Here is a 24140-nt window from a genome sequence, read left to right on the forward strand (position 1 = left end):
TCAACACTATTAATTGATGGTAAAACTTATTACGCAGCAGCAAAGACAGGTACATGTGAGAGTACAAATCGTTTAGCCGTTACTGTAATTGTTAAAAATGATCTTCCTGATAAAGATCCTGATTGGCTTACCTCGGTCTGTATTTCAGAAAAAGTAACCTACACTACCGTGGCCGGAATGTCCTCTTACAATTGGCTCGTTTCAAATGAAGGCACTATCGTAAATGGAGGTCAACATTCAGATGATTTTGTAACGGTTTTGTGGAATCATGCCGGAAAAGGGGCTGTAGAGGTCAATTATATTGATGAAGCTAAATGCAATCCTCTTGTAAGTATTAATTTTTCTATAGAGGTGGAGTCCTGTTTAAAGCCTAGTGAAGATGCAGATATTGAGTTAAGAAAAACAGTAAATAATCCAATGGCTAACATCGGTCAGCAGGTCGTGTTTACCATATCTGCTGAAAATCTGGGAGGAAATAATTTCAACAATGTTCAAATTAGAGATATACTTCCGTCAGGATATATGTATACCTCATCCAAAACTTCTTCAGGAGATTATAGTATCACAACCGGAATCTGGAATTTATCTGAATTGTTAGCCCATGAAACAGAAACATTGACCATAACAGCAAAAGTAAAAGCAACAGGGGATTACCTGAACATTGCTTTTCTGGAAAATTCAACTCCTGAAGATCATAATCCACTTAATAATAGAGCGCAGGCGGGCATTACAAATCCGGAGGTAATTGTTTTCAATATGGTTTCACCAAATGGAGACGGCAAAAATGATTACTTCGAAATTAGAGGTCTGGAACGGTATCCAAATAATTCGGTAACCATATATAATCCCTGGGGAGTCATCGTGTTTGAAACTACTAATTATGGTGCAAACAATAATCTTTTTCGTGGAATTTCTGAAGGAAGAGCGACCGTAAACCAAAAAGCAGGATTACCTTCAGGAACCTACTTTTATGTGCTTTCCTATGGAAACGGTGCGCTGATGACAGAAAAAAGTGGATACCTACATCTTACTTTGAGATAAAACAAAAAAAAATCATAGTCCTTTCCCAAAGAAATTTCATTAAAAAATAAATATACAAATGAAAAAGAGTTTAAATTTTTTAAGGTTCTTATTGCTTTTCAATGTAATAAATATAGCGGCTCAGCAAAATGCCCAATACACACAGTACATGTACAATACCATAAATATTAATCCTGCTTATGCCGGATCAAGAGGTACGATAAGTATTTTTGGATTGTATCGCGCACAGTGGGTAGGCCTTGAAGGAGCTCCAAAAACAAGCGCTTTTTCAATTAATGCCCCTATAAACGACAGTAATTTAGGTATCGGTGTTTCTCTTGTAAATGATAAAATTGGTGCTTCTGATAAAAACTCTTTATCGACTGACTTTTCCTACACGGTTCAGACTTCCGATAATTTTAAACTTTCATTCGGACTTAAAGGAACAGTTAGTCTTTTTAATCTGGACACTAGTAGGCTCAATCCCTCAGATTTGAACGATCCTCATTTACAAAATTTAAATAATGTCATATCTCCAAATATAGGAGCCGGAGTCTATTGGCATTCTGACAAAGCTTACATCGGTTTATCGGCACCGGATTTTATAGTGACCAATTATTATGACAATAATGAAGTAGCCATATTCAAAAATAAAATTAATTACTACTTAATGGGAGGATATGTATTCAATTTGAGTACATACAATAATATAAAATTCAAACCCGCAATCCTTACAAAAATAACACAAGGTGCGCCGTTGCAGGTGGATGCCTCCGCCAATTTTATGTTCAACAATAAATTTATGGTTGGAATCGCCTACCGATGGGATGCGGCTTTCAGTACCATGGCCGGTTTTCAGCTTACAGACGGTATGTACATTGGTTACGGTTATGATCTTGAATCTTCAAAACTAAACAATTACAGTAATGGTTCGCATGAAGTATTCCTGCGTTTTGAGTTTATCCGAAAACAAAGCAGAATGACAACCCCTCGTTTCTTTTAAAATTATTTACTATGAAGAATTATATACCATTTTATCTATTAATACTTAGTTTTTTTTCATTTCACACTTATTCTCAAAAGAATAAAATAGCTACGGCAGACAAACAATATACCAACTATGCTTATATTAATGCGATTGAAACCTATGAAAGAGTAGCTTCAAAAGGCTACAAATCTGCAGATATGTTCAAAAAACTGGGCAACGCTTTTTACTTTAATGCTGAATTTGATAAAGCCGCAAAATGGTATGATGAGTTATTTGCCATGACTAACGATGTCGAGCCCGAATATTATTACCGATATGCGCAATCGTTAAAATCAACAAATCGCACAGAGAAAGCCAATCAAATGCTTGATTTATTCTCTCAGCATTCAAAAAATGATACAAGAGCTAAACTGTACAAAAAAAATGAAAACTATCTGGATTTGATTAAAGCCAATTCCGGACGCTATACGATTGAAGATTCAGGGATAAACAGTAAATATTCGGATTACGGAACAACCTTTTTCCAAAATAAAATTGTTTTCACCACCGCAAGAGATACAGGAGGACTGGGACAACAAAGACATAAATGGACAGGTGAAAGTTTCACCAACCTTTATGAAGCTGCCCTGGATGAAAATTTCAATCCAAGCGCACCTAAAAAAATCAAATCAAAAATCAATAGTAAGTTTCACGAATCTACTCCCACTTTTACAAAAGACGGAACAACTGTTTATTTTACCCGCAATAATTATATTGATGGTAAAAAAGGAAAAAACAAACAAAAAACCACCTTTATAAAAATATACAAAGCCACTCTTAATCAAAAGAAGGAGTGGGATAATATCATAGAATTACCGTTTAATAGTAATGATTACAGTACGGCACATCCCACTCTCAGCCCGGATGAAAAGACTTTATATTTTGCTTCAGATATGCCCGGAACAATAGGACAATCTGATATTTACAAGGTCAAAATCCTGAGTAATGGAGGATACAGCTCCCCTCAAAATTTAGGCCCCGAAATCAACACCGAAGGAAAAGAAACATTTCCTTTCGTAACCGATGAAAATGAAATTTATTTTGCTTCAGACGGACATCCGGGACTTGGAGGTCTTGATGTTTTTGTTGGAAAAATAAACGACGTCGGAGTTAGTAATATTCAAAATTTAGGAGCAGATATCAATTCTCCTAATGATGATTTTGCTTATATTATTGACATCAAATCCCGAAAAGGCTTTTTTTCATCGAACAGAAAAGGCGGACAAGGATCAGATGATATTTATAAATTTTTAGAGACAAAAAAAATAAATACTGACTACCAATTATATGGAGTTGTGACTGATCTGGACAGTAATGAAATTTTACCAAATGCCAAAATCACCTTGTATGATCAGGACATGAATGTAAAAGATTCCACCTTCTCCGATGAGAAAGGAAATTATAGTTTCATTTTAGATTCTGAAACTCCCTATTATATCAGGGCCGAAAAAGAAAATTATACCACCTGGGAACAAAAAATACTGGTATCAAAAGACCGTTCAAAAGCTTATTTACCAATTCCACTTGAAAAATCCAGCTACCAGGTAACCATTGGAGATAATTTAGGCAAAGTTTTCGGTATCAAAATGATATACTTTGATTTAGACAAATCCAATATTGGTAAAGAAGCTGCTTTAGACCTGGAAAAAATCCTGGATGTACTGAACTTATATCCAAAAATGAAATTAGATATTCGTTCTCATACAGACAGTCGTCAGACGCAGAAATACAATCAGCTATTGTCTGATAGAAGAGCTAAATCTACTATAGACTGGCTTATTAAACATGGTGTTGATAAAAACAGATTAACCGGCAAAGGTTATGGTGAAACACAGCTTGTAAACCATTGCTCTGATAATGAAAATTGCACGGAAGAAGAGCATCAAATGAACAGAAGAAGCGAATTTATTATTTCCGGATTGTAAAAATAATTGTCCTAAACCACAGGAATAGAAGTTTAAAGTAAGCTTTCTATTCCTGCGGTTTATTTTATTCTGTCTTTTTTAAAAACATAAAATCAGAACGGATATCCAATGGCGATATTTAAAATCAAGTTCTCTTTTCTCCATGGACCACTTCCGAAATTAATATCATCGATTACCCATCTCTGACCTTGCGGTAAATAGGGTTTTCTCAACGGAAATGCCAAATCGGTTCTTAAAACTAAAAAAGACAAATCAAAACGCAAACCGGCTCCGGCTCCTACGGCAATATCTTTCATAAAATCTTTGGTAATTTCTCCACCAGACTTATTGGGATCGGCATTTAAAAGCCAAACGTTTCCGGCATCTACAAATAGTGCTCCGCGAACAATACTAAAAAGTTTGGCCCTGTATTCGGTACTAAACTCCAGTTTCAAATCGCCTGACTGATCCGGAAGAAAATTATTAGTCGTTTGTGCATTGAGATAACTTCCCGGCCCGAGCGATCTGGCTCTGAAAGCCCGAATACTATTGGTTCCTCCTACCACAAATTGTTTAGCCGTTGGCAAAGCCCTTGAATTTCCGTACGGAAGTCCTATTCCTAAAATAATCCTGCTGGCCAATTCACTTTCTTTACCCAGTTTTAAATAATGTCTGAGATCACCTCTCATTTTTACATATTGGCTAAAAGGAACATCAAAAATATTTTTCTGATTCCCATCTTTAACATTTGCTCCTGTTACCAGACCTGTAACGTTTCCTGCCAAATCTAAATCACCACTAAAGTAAAACGTATTTTTTCTACGCTTCTGCATCGTATTGGTGTAGGTGTACGTATAAGTTGGTCCAAAAATCAATTGTTTTTCAATTATCTTTTCTAATGACGGGTCTTCTTGAATATCTGCTAAATATTCAGCCGTCACGTGATTGGGGCTTACATAGGTCACATCAATTACATTCAGTTGATGTTCTTTTCGAATATTCTCTTTCCACTGGTATCCAAAAGACGTTTTAAAAGAGTTTAAAGCATACAATTGTGTTCTGTTTTGATATTCATACCTTACTGTTGCTTTGGTTCTCGGCACATATTCGCTGGAACCTTCAATATGAAAAAACGGAACGATAAATCTTGGCCAGGTCAAACTGGTTTCTGTTCCCAGCTTATAAATGTTTTTCCCGTTATTGGCTCCTGAAAGCTGAAAATCGGCACCACCAAAAATGGAAACCGTAAATAATTCTGCCCCTCGAAATAAGTTTCTGTTGTTCCAATTGATATTAATCTCACTACCGGTATAACTCGCCGAGTTCGTTTTTCCCAAAACTTCTACACGGATAAATTTCTTCGGCAAAAGCGTCAGATAATAATACGAATCCAGCGCATTGGGTAAACTATCCGAAGGCTTAAATTCATTTTTCACAAAACTAAACGCTCCCAAATTTACAAAACGATTTAGGGTCAGATTGTGGTCTTTACGGTTGTAGAAATCTCCCTTTTTGAAGTGAATGGCGCGATCAAAAACTCTTGGCTTAAAACTGTCAGCTGTATCAATAATGGTGAAGTCTTTATATTGAATAATATCTTTCGGCTGATATTTTACACTGTCTTTTGAAATGGTAAAATTCGGGTAGACTACAATTTTATTGATCTTATAGGCTGTAAGCGCTTTTGGAGGTGTATCCGCTTTAATTACCAATCTAATTTTTACTTCATGATCGCCTTTGCTGCTGTCTACCTGTGCCAAAAGATAATCGGGGTTAAAATAATAATACCCTTTCTCCTTCAATCTGGCGTCTATACGTTCGCGCTCTGCTTTAATAACATCCAAATCATACGGCTGCCCCACTTTCAAGAGACTTCTTCGGCTTGACCTTCCAATTATTCTGGACATGGCCAATGAATCGTCAGGAAAAATCACGCTTTTAATAATGTATTGCTTTTTGGGTACCACTGTATATTCTGCTGTAGCTCTTTTATGGCTAACGGTTGAATCAGCACTGACACGGGTTTTAAAATACCCTCTGTTTTCTGTAAAATTGCGAAGGACGGATGCATTATACTCTAAATCAACTTTACTAAAAAGCACGGGAGGTTCTCCCACTTTAGTACGCAGCCAATATCGGATTCCCTTTTGTTTTTTAGGTTCTCCGGCGATATTATAAAACCATAACTTAGGACGTAATCCCAGGAATTGTTTGTTGGGTTTAGGGCGCAGTAAATCATTCAGTTCATTTTCCAGTGCTTTTCGTTCTTTCTTTTTAAGAATTGAATCTTTTACGGTTACCGAACCTCCTGTGTATAATAAATCTCCTTCCGGCAAATATTTTGTGTTACTGCATCCAAAAACAAAAAATAAGGACAGCACAACAAAATATCTGACATATTTCATTCTTATATTGCTATGTTTTTTGCTCATTCCCTTCTATTTGATTTTCCTTTTTTTGCTTCTCCTCTTGCTCTTTCAGTTTCTTTTTTTCGTTGCGTAATTTTTCTTCTCTAATCATTTCTTTTTCGGCTGCACTGCGATGAAAAAGTTCACGGAATTTATTGTAACTCATCGTGATGATAAAAGCAACACCGGTTTCAACTACCTGACCTTCGACTGCCACCTGATATTCATTTTTTCGGTAAGCCCGAACCATATAACGGCCGTCTTTGGTTAATTGATAATCCAATGCCACATCTCCTGCAATATTGGCACTTTGCTCGTTGGCACGTTCCTGACCTTCAACGGCAAAACTACTCCCTACGGTAACTTTTAGTCGATCGTTTAACAACTTTTTGGAAACCCCGACGTTCAGATCGGTTCTGTTTTCTCTGCTACCGGATGTATAATCGTCTGTTGACTCGAGATCAAACTCTAACTGAACTCCGGTGATTAATTCTCCGGCAAGATCATTTAATTGCTGTGACAAAATTTTACTCACACTTTGTCGTGCGAGAGATTCTGCACTGGTTCCCCCGCTTTCGCTCGAAAATGGGTTTTCACCAATAAACCGGTTCAATAGTAAAAGAGCAAAAACCTGTTTGTTCAATTCCGCCGGTTCTTGTCTTAACTGCTGGAGTTTTGCTTTGGTAAGTGATACCACATTTGCAGAAACATCATTATTGCCCTCCGGAAGTACAATATCAAAAGTGATTTCCGGTTTTAAAAGCTCCCCGTTCATTTTCAACAAGGTCTGAAACGGAATTTTCTGCTTATAGGTGTTTCGCTCAGTAGGGTTATCCGTTGGCAATTGATTGCCCAATAAGTCTATTGGTGCGGTGTTTACTTTATAAATCGCCGTAATATTCAGATTGGCCATGGTAGGTTCACCGTTCCAAATGATATAACTCCCTTTCTGAATATCAAATTTTCGTCGGATCATGTTGAAATTCATTTCATACGCCCCGCCTGAGAATTCATATTTACCGGTTAAAGTTGTTTTTCCTGACGGATCGATTCCACCGGTAAGTTCGGCTTCTCCTTTTAAGTTCAAATAATCACCGTTTCCTTTATCGATAACCAATGTAAGTTCTGCCTCTTTATCGATGGCAATAGCCACACTCACATCCATACCAACTAACCGAGACTGATTGAGTTTTTGCTCCATTGCAACAGTCTGCTTCAGATATTGATTGTCTTCGTCTACAAATTCAACTATCCCTTCCCGATCGGCGATTGAAGGATCTGATTGGGGCATCACAACTGTAAACTTAGTGTCTTTATTTATTTTAATAGTTCCGCCAACTACAGGATTTTCGAGTGTTCCTTTGATATTCAGCTTGCTGTCTAACACCAAATCACCATAAAACAAATCATTGTCTTTTTCCTGCGAATGTATCGCTCTGAAATTATCTGCCACTACAGTTAAGCCAAAGTCAAATTTGGTATAATCTGTTGCTTTAATGGTTCCGTTTACAATCAGTTCATTGTCGTTTTCATCCTGAAAAGTAAAGGTATCAAAAGTGATAATATCATCCTGAAGTGTTATTTTTTCATCAGCTGTTTTGTAGTAGGAATTAAATTTTGTTACTCTGAAACCTGTCTCTTTAAATTCCAGTGCTCCGTTTACTTTTGGCGCGGCAGCATTTCCGGTAATTTTGAAATTCCCTGCTAAAAATCCAGTTCCCTCAGTCAGATTGCCCATGCTGAATCCCTGAATACTTTTGATATTTAGTTTGTTCAGATCCAGATTAAAATCCAGATTTTCATCGTCGATTTTATAATTTCCGGTCAGGTTTACGTCGTTTCCTTCTCCGCTAAGAGTAACATTGGCTGCCAGCAAATTATTGGTTTTATTGTCTACTTTTATTGTAATATCTCCAACAGGTTCTCCTTTGAAAGCAAATTGATCTACTTTTATATCCGAGGTAAAAGTAGGTTTTGTCATTACATTTTCAACCAGCGCATGTCCATTGATCAGACCCTGCATTAACAATTGGTCTTTTTTGACGATATTCATAATCGTTTCTATTTCGAAATTTACGAAATCGATCTGTAAAGGTGCACTATCCTGATATCCCAGGGATTGAACTCTTAATTCATTACCCGAATTTTCTAAATTAAATTTATTAACATACAATCTCTTGTCTCCAAACTCCACCACATTTTCCGGATCGATATTCCATTTATCATAATTCAGAATAAAATTTTGAGCATCAATTCTGAAACTGCTTTTTGAACCGTCGTGTTTTAAGTCTCCCGCAATAAAATACTGTTGTTTCTCTTTAGCATCTTTTACTTCAAGTGCATAATCCAAAACATTATTTTCAATTTTTCCGGATAAGCTTGTAAATGGAATTTTTAAAGAACCGCTCTCAATTGTTCCAAAAGAAGCATTGTATTCTAACCCATTTTCTTTGGCTTCGATATTGATTCTCCCGTCGGCAATGGTGTTAGCGGCATATACAATTCTCGGAATACTTCCTTTTATTTCCAAAGAATCTGACACGTTATTGTACTTTCCTGATAAAGTAACCGGTTCCAACCCCGTTAATTCAGGGAGCAGTTTCAGTAACACGGGATCATTATCAATCTTCACCGTAAAAACCAATCGCTGCTCATCCGTTTCTCCTTTTACTTTTGGACTTTTTAAATCGATGTACTTTGACAGTGATTTTTTTAATGCTGCCGTTAAAGTCGTCAGTTTGTATTTCCCATCAACCTCCGCATTTAAAAACTGAGAAGAAACTTTGATATTGTTTCGATTTTGATCCGCAAAGGCAATCAGTCTGATAGAATCGAGAACGATAGGTTCTGCTGTCTGGGCAATCTGAATGTTGGAAAGAAACACTTTTCCGTTCAAAAAATCAGGATTACTGTTGGCAATATCTGCATCAACATTTCCACGCAGTTTCATTGGACCGGCATGCAGATTTAATTTTTCCAAATCGGCAATATCCAGGTTTAATTTTAACTGAATGGAAGGGTATTTCTCTTCGGTATTTCCACTGGCCGTTAAATCGAAATGCAGGTTAGGGTCTTTCATACCGGAGTTTATCACAAAAGATCCTTTCTCGATATTCCCTTTTAAAGCCAAATTTTTATAGGTATATTTATTGAAAACAGCCTTCTGAACCAGTCCGTCAAATTCTGCCTGTGCTGTTTTTGGATCCAATCCCTTGCCTTTTACTTTTGCTTTAAGCGTAATTCTTCCTATTGAATCGTTTTTAATCAATTTTCCTAAATCAAAATCCAGCAAATAAACAGTCGCATCGTACTTTTCTTTTTTCTTCACTCGCTGATCGAACAAAGCATCTACTTTTGCATTTCCGAAACTGCTGCTGAAAGCCAGCTTGGTTTTAAAATTAGCAACAGAACCTTTAAACTTACCTTGCAAATTAAGCTGTGAAGGCAATTGAATATTCTTTGGAACAGTTCCCGCAGGCACAAACGAATAAATGTCTTTTGACGTGCTCGAAAGTTTTCTGATATCTAAATCGTAATCCGCTTTTTGTGCATCAGGCATCCCTTTTATCTTTCCTGAAACAGCAACTTTTGTAGCTCCGATTCCGCTCATTTCGAACTGTGCAATATTCAAATCTTTTATCCTCCCACTCAAACGTGCATTGACCTTCAAAACGGCATTTGGATTACTCTTAAACGGATTGGATTTCTGTAAATCGGGAGCGAAAAGCAGGATATCTTTAAAGCCGATTTTGGACTGATTTAAATTGGCCTCTAAAGTAAGATTACCCAAATCTTTGGAAACAGAAGCGATAGAAGGATAACCCACTTTTATACTATTCTGAAAAAGTGTTTGGGGTGTTTTTAAATACAAATTGTTCAGGTAAGCGCTCTTTGGTCCATAAAAGAAATTGGTTTTTAAAGCCTGAAGCTGCAAGCCGCTTTTATCGTTTAAGGTCAGCGTTTTTATATTTCCTGAAATTGTATCGTTCCCATAATACAATTTTTCTGCTTTAAAATTAACTTTACTCAGATCCATATGACTGTAATCAACTCCTTTCGAAATTGGCTTTGACTGCATATCATCAAATTTGAACGCTATATTCTGGATGTCTATAACATTCAACTTTACTTTCCATCCTGCCTGTTTTATGGCAGTTGTATCTAAATCAGGAATTTGAAGCTGTTTGTCTTTTGCGCCCAAACGTAGATTCCCTTTTAAATTTTTAAGTTCGAAAGCTTCGAAATCCAATAATTGACGGTTCAAATCAATTTTGTTTACGGCTACATTCAACTGATCCAGTTGTATTCCGGAATCTAATTTGGAATCTTTGTTGTCGTAAACAATATCAATTTTTGCTAATCTAATGTTTCCTAACTTCAAATTGAAATCTGCTCTTTTCGAGACGGTATCTATCGTTTGCACTGATGTTTCAGCGATCTTTTCGACCACATCCTGATTCAAAACCACCTTTAATCCGCTTAGATTAATATCCGGAATGTTGAAATTCATTTTATCTAAATCGAATTCCCTGAATTTGGTATCAAAATGCGTGAGTTTTACACGAGTATCGTTTTTAGAAAAATCGTCTTTAAAATCAAACCTGACGTTATCCAGATTTATTTTTACAACCGAAATTTTAAAAGGTTTGCTGTTCGGATCTTCAACCTTTGGTTCTTTAGACTCAAATGCTTTAATGATATAATCAAAATTAAAAACTCCTTTTTTGTCCCTTGAAATACGGACTGCGGTATTTTGCAGTGAAACCGAATTAATCTCCAATTCACTGTTGATCAATTTGAACAAATCAACATCCAACTCTAAACGTTTTCCACTTAACAAAGTATCCTTTTTTTGATCTTCAAAGTAAAATCCTTCCAAAACAATGTCTTTCGGAAATTTTATCGAAATATGATCTAACGAAACTTTGGTTTTTATCTTTTTATGCAGATACGTAATGGCCTTATCTTTTACGAAATTCTGGACGGAAGGAACCTGAATTAAGACAATAAGAAGCAGTAAAAGTGTAATTACAGAAGCCATGCACCAAAGCAGTACACGAAGTGTTTTTTTTAGAAAATGAATGGTTTTCTTATTCATACGTCAATAAAACACATTTAGATTAAAGTTTGATTTGGACAAATCTGCAAAAACAAATTTGTAAAATTTAAACTCAAACAATTTACATAATTACCTGTAATTATTCTAAAATTTAGCAACAAATAATTATTTTCTTACGTTTGGTATTGTAGTTACCGAGCGGAAACATAAAGAATTCTGCTCTGTTGAAATTGATATTTTAAATTTTAGCAAATTCTCACAACACACTGAATATCAAAACGTCTTAAAAATCCTGAAGGTTTTAAAACTTAATATGCTGCCATTTTTCTTCTACACTTTTTATTTTTTGACGAAGCTTGACTAAAAATTTCTGATGCTGTTCAGATTCCGGATTAAAGCTTCGATGGTGCAGACTTTTTTGAATTTCTCCTACTTCCTGCAAGGTTGAAATGCTATTCTCTGCAATATAATTTTCACTGAATCTCTGCCAGATATAGTCAATTGCTACAACATTCGGATGCAGCATGTCTTCGGCATAAAAACGATAATCACGAAGTTCGTCCATCATAATTTCGTAAGAAGGAAAATATCCTAATTGCTGATTGTCGATTTTAGATTGCAGATTCTGGTGAAGCCCCGTAAACAGATGTGACTTACTCAATTGATTTTCTACAAAACCATCCTTGATATGGCGCACTGGTGAAATGGTAAAAATGAAATTTACATTCGGATTTGAACCATGAATTAAGCGGATTGTATTTTGAATGCTTTTCTGAATTACATCAGCAGTCAATAATTCTTTCGTGAATTGTCTTTGCGGTACTTTATGACAATTGGCGACTACTTCGTTACTTTCAATATTTCTGTAAATCCAGGAGGTTCCATAGGTTACTATGAGGTGAGTGGCCTCCTCGATTTGTTTGTTTGTTTTGGTAATTGCTTCGTTAAGTGTTTGCAACAACTCCTGTCGATCGGAATGACTCAAATCTGAATGAACTTCAAAACAATGCCAGCGTTCGTTATGAAAAAAAACATCTTTCTCTGTAAAAAACTCTTGTTTAACCACTCTCTGAATCACTTTCTCAATGGAAACCGGATTGAAGATAATTCCAAATGGATTGGTTTCGTTCTGAAGCTTAAAATAATCAAATTTCTCTGCCATGTTTTCCGCAAAACAAGATCCCATAGAAATGATCTTCGAATGATAATCGATTGGATTACTGCTTTTTGAAACTGGAATCTGGGTTCTGAATTGCATGAAGTTGTTTTGTGTAAATTTCGGTTATTTTTCACAAACAAAAAAGCCGAAAACAAAATGTCCCCGACTTTTCGCCCCCAAATTTTAAACTTTCTACTAATAGAAATATTCAGATGTATATTTTAATCCTTCAGCATTATCAATGCTTTTTTCAGGATATCCGGCTGTATTATACGCCTAACTTATAGATAGAACATATATTCTTTCCTAAAGTATCTGCAATTTCATTGTCAAAAACTCCGCTTCCTTCTCCATCCACAAAAGAAATTTTATCAAATCCTAAAATATTCTTAGCAGCATTATTTTTAGCATTACAAACGTAACACACCTAAAAATCAAAACCTTACGGGATTCCACATCGGAAACACAGACCTCAATCCAAAATAAATCTAAAGCACTGATAACAAACAACATACGCTAAAAAATATTTTAGAAAAAAAATAACTAAAAGACAAAAAACCGTATAAATACTTAGCTATTTTCTTGTATTTCCTTATTTCTCTCGGTTAAAAAAGTTGGAATCAGTGTTCTGAATTATATGACGTTTCATTTGAATACGAATTTTACCCGTTTTGGCAATAAAAAAACCAAATACAAGAGTATTTGGTTTTTCGTGTAAAGTTGATAAGTTTACTTTTAGTATGTAATTTGAGCTGTCTCCGTTAACGTTCCCTTATCATTAAATTGTTTTTTCTCCGTTGGAAAATTATTGTTATTGTAAACATAAGTGAAAGTACTTACATAAGATGAAGTCGCTGAAGTACCTGTTATTTTAACAACATTGTTAACTGAAGCACTCTCTTCTGTACCTGTTAAAAGTTTAACACCATCAATATTAGTATTAGGATTCTTTTTTGAATCATACTCATACGTATACGTAGTATTTGGTTTACCATAATAAGAACTTTCATACTTCACTAAGTTACCGTCTTTGTACGTATATTTTCCAATTTTTCCACCTTCTTCTTCAACTCCTGTTGCAGCATTAATATAAAACTCTGCAAAAGAAATAGTCCCATCCCCATTTTGGGTATATTTCGTTTTGTAAAATTTAGTTTCACCTACATTTTTTACAGTTTCAGAAGCTAGCTTTCCTGCAGAATAACTATATTCCGTAGTAGATTTAAGTGTCTTATCTATCCCGTATTGCTCTGTTTTTGAGATTAAATCACCAACATAAAAATGCTTAAGTGTGTAACCGTCATTATCTATTTCACTTACTAGTTTGCTTCCCTCATATTTAATGTCTGTATAATAATTCTCCGTAGGATCAGAATAAGAATAAGCAATTTTTGATGGTTTTACTGAAGCTGATGCATCTGCGGCATCATCACTTGAACAAGAAGAAACTACTAGAGCCAAAGCACTAAAAAGGCATAAAATTTTTTTCATTTTGATTTGGTTAAATTTATTTTGCTGCAAACTTAATACACCCCAAAACTAAAACCTTACGGGATTCCACATTTAAAAACACACCATAATCAAAAACAGTCTCCAACACATTAGTAACAAGAAAGATATAGCAAATCCATTAATAATAAAGTTTAATAAAAAACTAAAATGCGATATCAATACTTAGCTTTTTTCTTAAATTTCCATTTTGTTCTCCTATAAAAAAGAGGTCTTGCAGCAAATTAAAACACGCTACATCTAAAAAAACACCGGCAATTTCAACTGTAAAAAAATTTACATTTTTAATAACAAAAATCCATTTAACAGTGTTAAACAATTCACTACTTTTACATCTTCCATAAATTCAAATTCACTTATGAAATTACTGTATTCTTATATAATCAAACATAAAATGTTACTGTTTTTTGCTTTGATTATGGCTTCGATCAATATTTGTTTCAGTTTATCAGACTCTATTATTACCGGTAAATTAATGCAGGATTGTGGTGTTGGTTTACATAAATATGACGGAAACCCAGTTGGTTTTATCAAATCATTAGCATTCTGGTTAGGGCTTTCGCTTGGTGCGGCCATGGTATCGAGAATTACCAAAAACTTTCAGGATTATTTTACCAATGTTGTCATTCAGCGTACCGGAGCGCAGATGTACACAGACGGAATTAAAAAATCACTGGACCTGCCGTTTGCCGAATTTGAAGACCAAAGAAGCGGTGAAACGTTAAGCAAACTCACCAAAGTACGCTCCGATTCTGAGAAATTAATCACACTATCGATTTCTTTAATCTTTCAGACTGTGATTGGTTTTGTATTTGTGATTGTTTATGTTGCCCGAATCGATTATCGTATTTCGATTATCTTTTTGATCACGGCGCCAATCATTGCTCTGGTTAGTTCGTATCTGGGCAAAAAGATCAAAATTGTCTCTAAAAAAATCGTAAATCAAACCAATGCTTTAGCCGGTTCCACCACCGAAAGTTTAAGAAACATTGAACTTGTAAAAAGTCTTGGATTAACCTACCAGGAAGAAAAACGTCTGAATCTAAATACGTTTAAAATTCTACAGCTGGAACTTCAAAAAATCCGTTTCATCAGGAGTTTGAGTTTTATTCAAGGCACAACTGTACACTTTTTGAGAACTTGCGTGGTTTTTACTTTGTATTATTTCTTATTTGGAGGAAAGATTATTGTGGGTGATTTGCTAACGATGGTTTTCTTTACTTTTTTCATTTTCGGGCCGCTTCAGGAACTTGGAAATTTCATTATTGCCTTAAATGAAACTAAGGTTTCGATGGAGAATTTTAAGACCTTATTGAGCGCTCCGAAAGAATTTCGTCCGAAAAACCCAAAGCATGTCGGAGCGATTCAGTCTTTACTCTTTTCCAATGTAAGTTTTCAACACAAAACCGCTAAATTTAAAGCGGTTGAGAATATCAATTTCGAAATTAAACAGGGACAAACCGTTGCATTTGTGGGCCCGTCAGGATCAGGAAAAACAACTTTGGTTAAATTACTGGTTGGATTGTACACCCCAGCTGAAGGTCAGGTATTTTACAACGACATCGACTCTACCGAAATTGATTTACTGGACTTAAGAAAACAATTAGGATTCGTTACTCAGGACGCACAGTTATTCTCAGGAACAATTCGCGAGAATTTATTGTTCGTAAGACCTAGCGCTACCGATGAAGACTTATACGATGCCTTGAAAAGAGCAAGCTGCGAAAAACTGCTGCAACGTGCCGAAGACGGTTTAAACACCACAATTGGTGAAGGAGGAATTAAAGTATCCGGTGGTGAAAAACAACGTTTGTCGATTGCCCGTGCTATTTTAAGAAATCCGAATTTATTGATTTTTGACGAAGCCACTTCTGCCCTGGATTCTATTACCGAAGAAGAAATCAATACCACTATTCGTAATATATCCGATAAAAACAGGATCACGGTTCTGATTGCGCACCGTCTGTCAACCGTAATGCACGCCGACAAAATATTTGTACTGGAGCAAGGAAAAATCATCGAACAAGGAAAACACGAAGATTTAATTTTTGAAAAAGGCTTATATTATGCAATGTGGCGCCAACAGATTGGAGAACGAAAATAATTAAGAGGCTAAGATACTAAGCTGCTAAGGTTCTGAGTTTTCTTGAATAATCAATTGAAAGCACTATTTGTCATTTCGAACAAAGATTTCTCCCTTCGCTCGAAATACTATAAAATATAAAATCCGACAGGTTTTAAAAATCTGTCGGATTTACATTTTTCTTACCGAAACTCGTTTGTTTTCAAATAAGCTTGTGAGAGTACTTCTATTTTTCTATTGTTTTTTTTTAATAGGTATACTCTTTTGTTTCACTGCCATTTACCGATTTAGTTAAATAATTATCACTATTGTATGTATTCACATAGGTGTTTATATCCTGACTACCATCGCCAGATATATCAGTCACTTTTGTCAGGTTATTTGAAGAGTTAGCATCCTGATCAAAAACATCGGAATCCAGCAACGAACTATATCCTAATATACTTTTGAAAGGACTGTTTTTAGTATCATATTCTACTACAGTCGTAAAACCATCCGATTCTTGTTTAATAATATTACCATTAACATCCAAAGTAAGAATGCTGGATGAATCTTCAGTTTCTTCAAGGGTTTGTGGATTAATTAGAAGTGTAATCGTCGAAATTGTTCCGTCTGCATTGTAGGTATAAGTTCTTTTTTTATGTAAAGAATTTCCCGAGTTAACTTTTAAAGTAGATTTAAGTTTATCATTTTCATATGTAAAAGTAGTAGTACTTGTATGAGTTGTACCTTCGTAAGTTTCTGTATATACTGCTTTTGTGATTAAATTACCGGTGTACGTAAATACAACTGCAGATCCATTGTCGTATGTTAAACTGGTAATTTTGTTTCCATCATAAGCATAAGTCACGGTACTGCTATCTTCCGGATAAGAGGCATTTGTGTATTTTTCTGTCATGGGCAAAAGCACATTTTCTGCATTGACAGCACTTTCAACATTACTGGAGCAAGAAGTTAAAATAAGTGATAAAATACTAAAAAAACATAGAATTCTTTTCATGTGTGGTAAATTTATTTGTTCATTAATCCCACAAATAAAGCAAAACAAAACTTAAAAACCTATCTCTATTTATCTGTAAAAAAACTCTTATTTTTGAATGTGCTAATCTAGCAAAGACGCAGAGTCGCAAAGTTTTATTAAGCTTTTTATCACAGATTACTCACTACTCTTTTAATACCATATTTAATAATTGGAACGTTAAAGTTAATTAATAATCCTAATTTCATTTTCGTGATTTTGAGATAAGTCAAAACTTGCTTTGCGTGAACATCAGAAATCTGTGTAATTGATTTAATTTCTAAAATCACTTTGTTTCCTACTATTAAATCAGCTCTAAATCCGATGTCTAATTTCATTTGATCCCAAACTACGGGTAAGGGCTTTTGTCTTTCTACATGTAAACCTCTCTTCGTTAATTCATGATACAAAATTGCTTCATAAACAGATTCTAATAATCCTGGTCCAAGTTTTACATGTATTCTATAACAAACATCGACTACGATAGCTGAAATTTCATTCTCTGTCATTTTTTCCTTTTTGCAAAATCAAAGAAAGAACCTACAAAAGATTATTCCGTAAAAAAAAAGTCGCAAAGCTTAAAAAAACTTTGCGACTCTGCGTCTTTTGCGAGACTAAAAAAATTACTTCACGAAATCAATCGCTTTCGTCAAAGCCTCGCTAATTCCATCAACATTTTTACCTCCTGCGGTAGCGAAGAAAGGCTGTCCTCCTCCTCCTCCCTGGATGTATTTTCCTAATTCACGAACTACCTGTCCTGCGTTTAGATTTTTCTCTGCAACAATTTCTTTAGAGATGTAGCAAGTTAACATAGGTTTTCCTTCCTGTGCAGTTGCAAAAACTACAAACAGATTATGATAAGAATTCCCCAATTCATAAGCCAAATCTTTTGCTCCTTCCGGATTTAAATCTACTTGTTTTGCTAAGAACTGAACACCATTGATTTCTTGCAATTCTTTAGCCAAATCACCTTTCATGTTTTTGGCTTTATCTTTCAACAAGATTTCCAATTGTTTTTTCAACTGAATATTTTCTTCCTGTAACGACTGAATCGCTTTCACAGGATCCTGAGCATTTTTCAAGGTCTCTCTAATTTCTTCATAAGAAAGCAATTGAGACTCAAAATAATCTTTTGCAGCTTCACTTGTGATAGCTTCGATCCTTCTGATTCCTGCCGCTACAGCTCCTTCAGAAATAATTTTGAAATGCCAGATATCAGCCGTATTTGCCACGTGAGTTCCTCCACATAATTCGACAGAATCACCAAATTTTATCATACGAACCAAGTCACCATACTTCTCTCCAAACAAAGCAATTGCTCCTTCTTCAAGAGCCTGATCTTTTGGAATGGCTCTTTTTTCGATTAAAGGCAAACTTTCACGGATTCTTGCATTCACAAAATTTTCTACTTCTTTTAATTCCTCATCGGATACTTTTGAGAAGTGAGAGAAGTCAAAACGCAAAGAAGCATTTCGAACCATAGATCCTTTTTGCTCAATGTGCGTTCCTAATATTTTGCGCAATCCCTGGTGCAATAAATGCGTAGCCGAGTGATTTGACGATGTTTTTGCTCTTTGATTGGCATCCACAACCGCGTTAAATGTTCCTGTTAAATTCTCAGGTAACGATTTTGCCAAATGTATCGTTTGGTTGTTCTCTTTTTTAGTATCAATAATGTAAACGATATCACCGTTTTGAGCTTCCAAATATCCTTTATCTCCGGTTTGTCCTCCGCTTTCACCATAAAATGGAGTCGCATTGAAAACCAATTGATAAATTTCGCCATCTTTCACGCTATCTACTCTTCGGTACTTCGTAATTTTCACCTGATGTGATAATCTGTCGTAACCTACAAATTCCTGAATATCATCTTCTACCAAAACATTCCAATCCCCTGCAGTTACTTTTGAAGCTGCACGAGAACGTTCTTTTTGCAATTGCAACTGCTCCTGAAATCCTTTTTCATCTAATTTCAATCCTTTTTCAGAAAGAATCAAAGCTGTTAAATCGATCGGAAAACCGTAAGTATCATACAATTCAAAAGCTTTTTTACCATCGATAGTATCTCCTGAATTGTTCAGAATCACAGCATCTAAAAGTACCAATCCCTGATCAAGAGTACGTAAGAAAGAGTTTTCCTCCTCGCGAATCACATTCGAGCAAAGTGCTTTTTGAGTTCTAATTTCCGGGAAAGAATCTCCCATTTGTTCACTTAAAGTTTCTACTAATTTGTAGATGAAAGCTTCTTTTATATTCAGGAAAGTAAATCCGTAACGAATAGCACGACGCAAAATACGACGAATTACATAACCTGCACCAGTATTTGACGGCAACTGTCCATCAGCGATAGCAAAAGCTACTGCACGAACGTGATCTGCAATAACACGAATCGCAATATTTACTTTTTCTTCCGCTTCGTTTGATGCTTTAACAGTATAATTTGCCCCGGTGATAGTTTCAATTTCTCTAATCAAAGGCATGAAAACATCGGTATCATAATTGGATGTTTTTCCTTGTAATGCCATACACAAACGCTCAAATCCCATTCCGGTATCAACGTGTTGCGCAGGAAGTTTTTCTAACGAACCATCAGCTTTACGATTGAATTCCATGAATACATTATTCCAGATTTCAACCACCTGAGGATGATCGTTGTTTACTAAACTTTTACCTGAAACGGCTGCTTTTTCTTCCGGAGTACGCAAATCAACGTGAATTTCAGAACAAGGTCCGCATGGTCCCTGATCTCCCATTTCCCAGAAGTTGTCTTTTTTATTCCCTAGAATAATACGATCTTCATCAATTAATTCTTTCCAGATATCCCAAGCCTCCTGATCAAACGGCACATTATCTTCTTTGCTTCCTTCGAAAACCGAAACATAAAGATTTTCTTTTGGAATTTTGTACACTTCTGTCAACAATTCCCAAGCCCAGTTGATAGCCTCTTTTTTGAAATAATCTCCAAAAGACCAGTTCCCCAACATCTCAAACATCGTGTGGTGATAAGTATCGATACCTACTTCCTCTAAATCATTATGCTTTCCTGAAACACGAAGACATTTTTGTGTATCGGCAATTCTTGGACTTTTTGGCGTTCCGTTTCCTAAAAAGTATTCTTTAAACTGGGCCATTCCCGAGTTGTTGAACATTAAGGTTGGATCGTCTTTAAGTACAATAGGAGCCGAAGGAACAATAGTGTGTCCTTTACTCTCAAAAAAATCTAAAAATTGTTTACGTACGTCTTGTGATTTCATATTAAAATTAGAAAATGTGTCAATTTGAAAATGTGATACTTAATTAGAAACATGTTAATCTGAAAATGTGATACTTACCTCTTTTTAATACAAAAATTAAAGTTCCAAACAATAATTTTCGCATTTAAGACATTATCTAATTATCAAATTGACACATTATCTAACTGTTTTATTCCTGAAAAAAGCTTCGAACATCATGAAACATTTATTAAATTTGTTCGACTAACTTATTTTACAAGCTGCAAAAATAGGGTATTTTAAAATATGGCGAAAGTAAAATATTATTACGACTCAGAAAATCTGGCTTATACAAAAATAAAGACCCGAAAAAGGGCTAAAGTTGGCTATGCATTACTGTTTTTATTGGCTTCGGCATTATTTGGCTTTTTGGTTTTTATACTTTTAATCAATACTCCCTATTTTGAAACGCCAAAAGATCGTTTACAGGCACGCGAAATTGAAAATCTGAAATTACAATATGCCATTCTGAACAGAAAAATGGATGAAATCGATGCTGTAGCCGAGACATTGGAAAACAGAGACAATAACATTTACAGAGTCTATTTTAATAAAGCCGAGATTCCGGATTCTATTCGAAAAGCAGGTTTTAGAGATTCCAGAAAATACAAAGATTTAGAGGGTTACAACAATTCTCAACTGGTTTTAAACACCACAAAACGAATAGATCGTCTCTCTAAAGAATTAGCGATTCAGTCTAAATCATTAGATGAAATTTTAAAATTAGCCAGTACAAAAGGCACTTTATTGCTGGCAATTCCGGCCATTCAGCCTGTACGAAATGAGAATCTAATTCGTATGGCTTCAGGTTTTGGATACAGAACCGACCCGTTCACGAAAGTACGAAAAATGCATAATGGAATGGATTTCACCGCCAAAACAGGCACTCTCGTTTATGCTACAGGAGATGGCGTTATTGAGCGGGCCGATAATTCGGCATCCGGATTTGGAAATCATGTGGTCATCAGGCATGGTTTTGGCTACGAAAGTTTGTATGCACATTTAAGCAAATACAATTGCAGACCCGGACAACGTGTAAAACGAGGCGATGTTATTGGTTATGTGGGAAGCACAGGAAGATCTGAAGGACCGCATTGTCACTATGAAGTACACAAAGACGGCAAAGTCGTAAATCCGCTGAACTTCTATTACGGCAATATTTCGGCAGTCGAATATGTGGCCATTTCACAAATGGCTAACCAGGAAAATCAGTCATTAGATTAATACTGCAAAAAGTAGTATTTTTGGAATAAATATAGAAAATTAAGAAACATGCATATTGAGCTTTCAAAAGATAAACGATATTACAGCATTGGCGAAGTAGCCAAAGCTTTTAATGTCAATGCATCATTGATTCGGTTTTGGGACAGCGAATTTGACATTTTGAAACCAAAAAAGAATGCCAAAGGCAACAGAATGTTTACACCCGAAGATATCACCAACTTACAATTGATCTATCATTTGGTTAAAGAAAGAGGTTTTACACTTGAAGGGGCCAAAACACATTTGAAAGAAGGACAAAAGAAAACATTAGATAAATTCGAAATAATACGTAAATTAGAGACCATTAAAACACAATTAATCGATATTAAGAACGAATTATAACCTATTAATTAAATCAGAAACAAACTTAAATTAAATACACATGAAAAGATTTTTGCCTTGGATTATTGGAGCAGTTGTACTTATTGGAATTTACAGCTGGGTTAAAGGGATTAACAATACTGCGGTAACATTAAACCAAACTGTAGAGCAATCCTGGGGAGATGTTCAAACAGCTTACCAAAGACGTAATGACCTTATTGGAAATTTAGTAAACACGGTAAAAGGCGCTGCCGATTTCGAAAAATCAACTTTAACAGCTGTTATCGAAGCTCGTGCAAAAGCAACAAGCGTAACCGTAGATCCTACGAATATTACACCGGAACAACTTGCTGAATTCAACAAAGCTCAAAGCGGTGTATCTTCTTCTTTATCAAGATTATTGGTTTCTGTTGAGCAATATCCAACATTAAAAGCAAACGAAAACTTCTTGAAATTACAAGACGAACTGGCTAGTACTGAAAATCAGATTTTAACCGCAAGAACACGTTTCAACGAAGCAGTAAAACCATACAACAACCACATCAAAACATTCCCAAATAGTCTATTTGCAGGTATGTTTGGATTTAAAGAAAAAGCATACTTTAATGCTGTTGAAGGTGCAGACAAACCGGTTGAAGTAAAATTCTAAAACCTTTTTTTAGATCATAATCTAAAGTCAACAATCTAAACTCTAAAATTATTTCAATGTCAAAAGTAGAAGATTTTTTATCCAAAGAAGAAGAACAAGATATTGTTGAAGCTATTCGTGTGGCCGAAAATAATACTTCTGGCGAAATTAGAGTACATATAGAACAAACAACTTCTAAAGCTCCTTTTGACAGGGCTTTGGAAGTTTTTCATGAATTAAAAATGCACGAAACCCAGCTTCAAAATGGGGTTTTGTTTTACTTTGCCGTTGCTGATAAAACTTTTGCAATTTGCGGAGACAAAGGCATAAATGATGTGGTTACTCCTGATTTTTGGGACTGTACCAAAGATGCCATGATTCTACAATTTAAATCAGGAAACTTCAAACAAGGCATTGTTGATGGTATTTTGAATGCCGGTGAACAATTGAAAAAATACTTTCCGTGGTCTGAAGGTGACACCAACGAATTATCAAACGAAATATCAAAAGGATAAATAATGAAAATTTCCAAATACAAAATCTCAAATTCCAACAGAATTTTTCAGTTTACTCTTTTGTTTATCGCGCTTGTTACCTGCAACAGTATTTTTGCACAATTTACAATACCTGAAAAACCCAGTTTACAAACTTCGGTTTACGATTATGCCAACATCTTAAATGCATCTGAAAAATCTCAGCTGGAACAAAAACTAATTCGTTATTCTGACTCCACTACTACTCAAATTGTAGTCATTACGATCGAAAGTTTAAAAGGTGAAGATGTAAGTCAGTTAGCAACCAAATGGGGACAAACCTGGGGAATTGGAGGAACTGCAAAAGACGATAATGGTGTTATTATCCTGCTGGCAAAAAAGGAGAAAAAAATTGCCATAAATCCCGGTTATGGTCTCGAAGACCGATTGACTGCCGGAATTGGCGGAACAATCATCCGAAATATAATTATTCCGGAATTCAAAGCCGGAAGTTTTTACAACGGACTTGACAAAGGAACAGATGCTATCATTGATGTTTTTAAAGGAAAATTCAAAGGCGAGCGCAAACAAACCAAAGGAAAAGATTTTCCAATCCTGCCTTTTATTATAATTGTCGTAATTGTATTAATTTTACTGTCCCGAAATAAAAGAGGCGGCGGAGGTAATTCAGGCAATAATAGCGGAGGCGGCGGCCCTAGCCTGCTCGATGTCATCATTCTAAGCAATCTTGGAAGAAGCGGCGGAGGCGGATTTGGAGGCTTCGGCGGAGGATCATCCGGAGGTGGAGGTGGCTTTGGCGGAGGTTTTGGCGGAGGAGGCTTCTCTGGAGGAGGTTCTAGTGGAGGCTGGTAAACAGTTTCAGGTTTCAGGTTTCAGGTTTCAGGTTTCAGGTTTCAGGTTTCAGGTTTCAGGTTTCAGGTTTCAGGTTTCAGGTTTCAGGTTTCAGGTTTCAGGTTTCAGGTTTCAGGTTTCAGG

16 protein-coding genes are annotated in these 24140 nt (G+C 35.6%); 9 read left to right on the forward strand and 7 right to left on the reverse strand.

Annotated elements, in window-relative coordinates:
* The 3 genes from C245_RS23380 to C245_RS0121295 form a co-directional block, all read left to right on the forward strand.
* A partial coding sequence (locus tag C245_RS23380; protein ID WP_035747093.1) for a T9SS C-terminal target domain-containing protein occupies positions 1-1041 on the forward strand: 1041 nt, incomplete at its 5' end.
* A gap of 58 nt (positions 1042-1099) precedes the next feature.
* A complete protein-coding gene (locus C245_RS0121290; protein ID WP_017498640.1) occupies positions 1100-2023 on the forward strand; it encodes a type IX secretion system membrane protein PorP/SprF in 924 nt (307 codons plus the stop codon).
* An 11-nt stretch (positions 2024-2034) separates the two neighbouring features.
* Positions 2035-3972 (forward strand): OmpA family protein, encoded by a 1938-nt coding sequence (locus C245_RS0121295; protein WP_017498641.1) that lies wholly within the window; start codon positions 2035-2037, stop codon positions 3970-3972.
* A 92-nt stretch (positions 3973-4064) separates the two neighbouring features.
* Here the strand turns inward: C245_RS0121295 and C245_RS0121300 are convergent, their stop codons facing one another.
* The 4 genes from C245_RS0121300 to C245_RS0121320 form a co-directional block, all read right to left on the reverse strand.
* On the reverse strand, positions 4065-6383 hold the full coding sequence (locus C245_RS0121300) for a BamA/TamA family outer membrane protein (RefSeq protein WP_017498642.1): 2319 nt from the start codon (positions 6381-6383) through the stop codon (positions 4065-4067).
* Complete coding sequence (locus tag C245_RS0121305; RefSeq protein ID WP_026110209.1) at positions 6367-11457, reverse strand: translocation/assembly module TamB; 5091 nt, start codon at positions 11455-11457, stop codon at positions 6367-6369. The genes C245_RS0121300 and C245_RS0121305 overlap by 17 nt, the downstream gene beginning before the upstream one ends.
* A gap of 262 nt (positions 11458-11719) precedes the next feature.
* Positions 11720-12676 (reverse strand): GSCFA domain-containing protein, encoded by a 957-nt coding sequence (locus C245_RS0121310; protein ID WP_017498644.1) that lies wholly within the window; start codon positions 12674-12676, stop codon positions 11720-11722.
* Between the two features lie 636 nt (positions 12677-13312).
* A complete protein-coding gene (locus tag C245_RS0121320; RefSeq protein WP_017498646.1) occupies positions 13313-14068 on the reverse strand; it encodes a hypothetical protein in 756 nt (251 codons plus the stop codon).
* 376 nt (positions 14069-14444) lie between these two features.
* On the opposite strand from C245_RS0121320, the gene C245_RS0121330 reads away from it, so the two are divergent.
* A complete protein-coding gene (locus C245_RS0121330; RefSeq protein ID WP_017498648.1) occupies positions 14445-16190 on the forward strand; it encodes an ABC transporter ATP-binding protein in 1746 nt (581 codons plus the stop codon).
* A gap of 226 nt (positions 16191-16416) precedes the next feature.
* Here the strand turns inward: C245_RS0121330 and C245_RS0121335 are convergent, their stop codons facing one another.
* The 3 genes from C245_RS0121335 to alaS form a co-directional block, all read right to left on the reverse strand.
* Positions 16417-17169 carry a hypothetical protein gene (locus C245_RS0121335; protein WP_017498649.1) on the reverse strand — a complete coding sequence of 251 codons (753 nt, stop codon included), beginning with the start codon at positions 17167-17169 and terminating at the stop codon, positions 16417-16419.
* Positions 17170-17318: 149 nt separating this feature from the next.
* A complete protein-coding gene (locus C245_RS0121340) occupies positions 17319-17696 on the reverse strand; it encodes a GxxExxY protein (protein ID WP_017498650.1) in 378 nt (125 codons plus the stop codon).
* 114 nt (positions 17697-17810) lie between these two features.
* Entirely contained in the window at positions 17811-20441 is a 2631-nt protein-coding gene (gene alaS, locus C245_RS0121345; protein WP_017498651.1) for an alanine--tRNA ligase, read from the reverse strand.
* 264 nt (positions 20442-20705) lie between these two features.
* Between alaS and C245_RS0121350 the strand changes: the two genes are divergently transcribed.
* From C245_RS0121350 to C245_RS0121370, 5 genes are read left to right on the forward strand one after another with little or no spacing between them, the layout of a single operon-like run.
* Positions 20706-21683, forward strand: coding sequence for a M23 family metallopeptidase (locus C245_RS0121350; protein WP_017498652.1), 978 nt, complete (start codon positions 20706-20708; stop codon positions 21681-21683).
* A 48-nt stretch (positions 21684-21731) separates the two neighbouring features.
* Positions 21732-22064 carry a MerR family transcriptional regulator gene (locus C245_RS0121355; protein WP_017498653.1) on the forward strand — a complete coding sequence of 111 codons (333 nt, stop codon included), beginning with the start codon at positions 21732-21734 and terminating at the stop codon, positions 22062-22064.
* Between the two features lie 40 nt (positions 22065-22104).
* Positions 22105-22692, forward strand: a complete 588-nt coding sequence (locus C245_RS0121360) for a LemA family protein (protein WP_017498654.1) — start codon at positions 22105-22107, stop codon at positions 22690-22692.
* Positions 22693-22748: 56 nt separating this feature from the next.
* Positions 22749-23186, forward strand: a complete 438-nt coding sequence (locus C245_RS0121365; RefSeq protein ID WP_017498655.1) for a TPM domain-containing protein — start codon at positions 22749-22751, stop codon at positions 23184-23186.
* 3 nt (positions 23187-23189) lie between these two features.
* Positions 23190-24017, forward strand: coding sequence for a YgcG family protein (locus C245_RS0121370; protein WP_017498656.1), 828 nt, complete (start codon positions 23190-23192; stop codon positions 24015-24017).
* Positions 24018-24140 lie beyond the last annotated feature (123 nt).

This window comes from Flavobacterium sp. WG21 (assembly GCF_000335775.1).
Lineage (GTDB): Bacteria > Bacteroidota > Bacteroidia > Flavobacteriales > Flavobacteriaceae > Flavobacterium > Flavobacterium tructae.

What these genes read in the sequence shown, in the direction of transcription:
- C245_RS0121290 (WP_017498640.1), top strand. Translation starts at nt 1,100, where the DNA reads ATGAAAAAGAGTTTAAATTTTTTAAGGTTCTTATTGCTTTTCAATGTA.
- C245_RS0121295 (WP_017498641.1), top strand. Translation starts at nt 2,035, where the DNA reads ATGAAGAATTATATACCATTTTATCTATTAATACTTAGTTTTTTTTCA.
- C245_RS0121300 (WP_017498642.1), bottom strand. Translation starts at nt 6,383, where the DNA reads ATGAGCAAAAAACATAGCAATATAAGAATGAAATATGTCAGATATTTT.
- C245_RS0121305 (WP_026110209.1), bottom strand. Translation starts at nt 11,457, where the DNA reads ATGAATAAGAAAACCATTCATTTTCTAAAAAAAACACTTCGTGTACTG.
- C245_RS0121310 (WP_017498644.1), bottom strand. Translation starts at nt 12,676, where the DNA reads ATGCAATTCAGAACCCAGATTCCAGTTTCAAAAAGCAGTAATCCAATC.
- C245_RS0121320 (WP_017498646.1), bottom strand. Translation starts at nt 14,068, where the DNA reads ATGAAAAAAATTTTATGCCTTTTTAGTGCTTTGGCTCTAGTAGTTTCT.
- C245_RS0121330 (WP_017498648.1), top strand. Translation starts at nt 14,445, where the DNA reads ATGAAATTACTGTATTCTTATATAATCAAACATAAAATGTTACTGTTT.
- C245_RS0121335 (WP_017498649.1), bottom strand. Translation starts at nt 17,169, where the DNA reads ATGAAAAGAATTCTATGTTTTTTTAGTATTTTATCACTTATTTTAACT.
- C245_RS0121340 (WP_017498650.1), bottom strand. Translation starts at nt 17,696, where the DNA reads ATGACAGAGAATGAAATTTCAGCTATCGTAGTCGATGTTTGTTATAGA.
- alaS (WP_017498651.1), bottom strand. Translation starts at nt 20,441, where the DNA reads ATGAAATCACAAGACGTACGTAAACAATTTTTAGATTTTTTTGAGAGT.
- C245_RS0121350 (WP_017498652.1), top strand. Translation starts at nt 20,706, where the DNA reads ATGGCGAAAGTAAAATATTATTACGACTCAGAAAATCTGGCTTATACA.
- C245_RS0121355 (WP_017498653.1), top strand. Translation starts at nt 21,732, where the DNA reads ATGCATATTGAGCTTTCAAAAGATAAACGATATTACAGCATTGGCGAA.
- C245_RS0121360 (WP_017498654.1), top strand. Translation starts at nt 22,105, where the DNA reads ATGAAAAGATTTTTGCCTTGGATTATTGGAGCAGTTGTACTTATTGGA.
- C245_RS0121365 (WP_017498655.1), top strand. Translation starts at nt 22,749, where the DNA reads ATGTCAAAAGTAGAAGATTTTTTATCCAAAGAAGAAGAACAAGATATT.
- C245_RS0121370 (WP_017498656.1), top strand. Translation starts at nt 23,190, where the DNA reads ATGAAAATTTCCAAATACAAAATCTCAAATTCCAACAGAATTTTTCAG.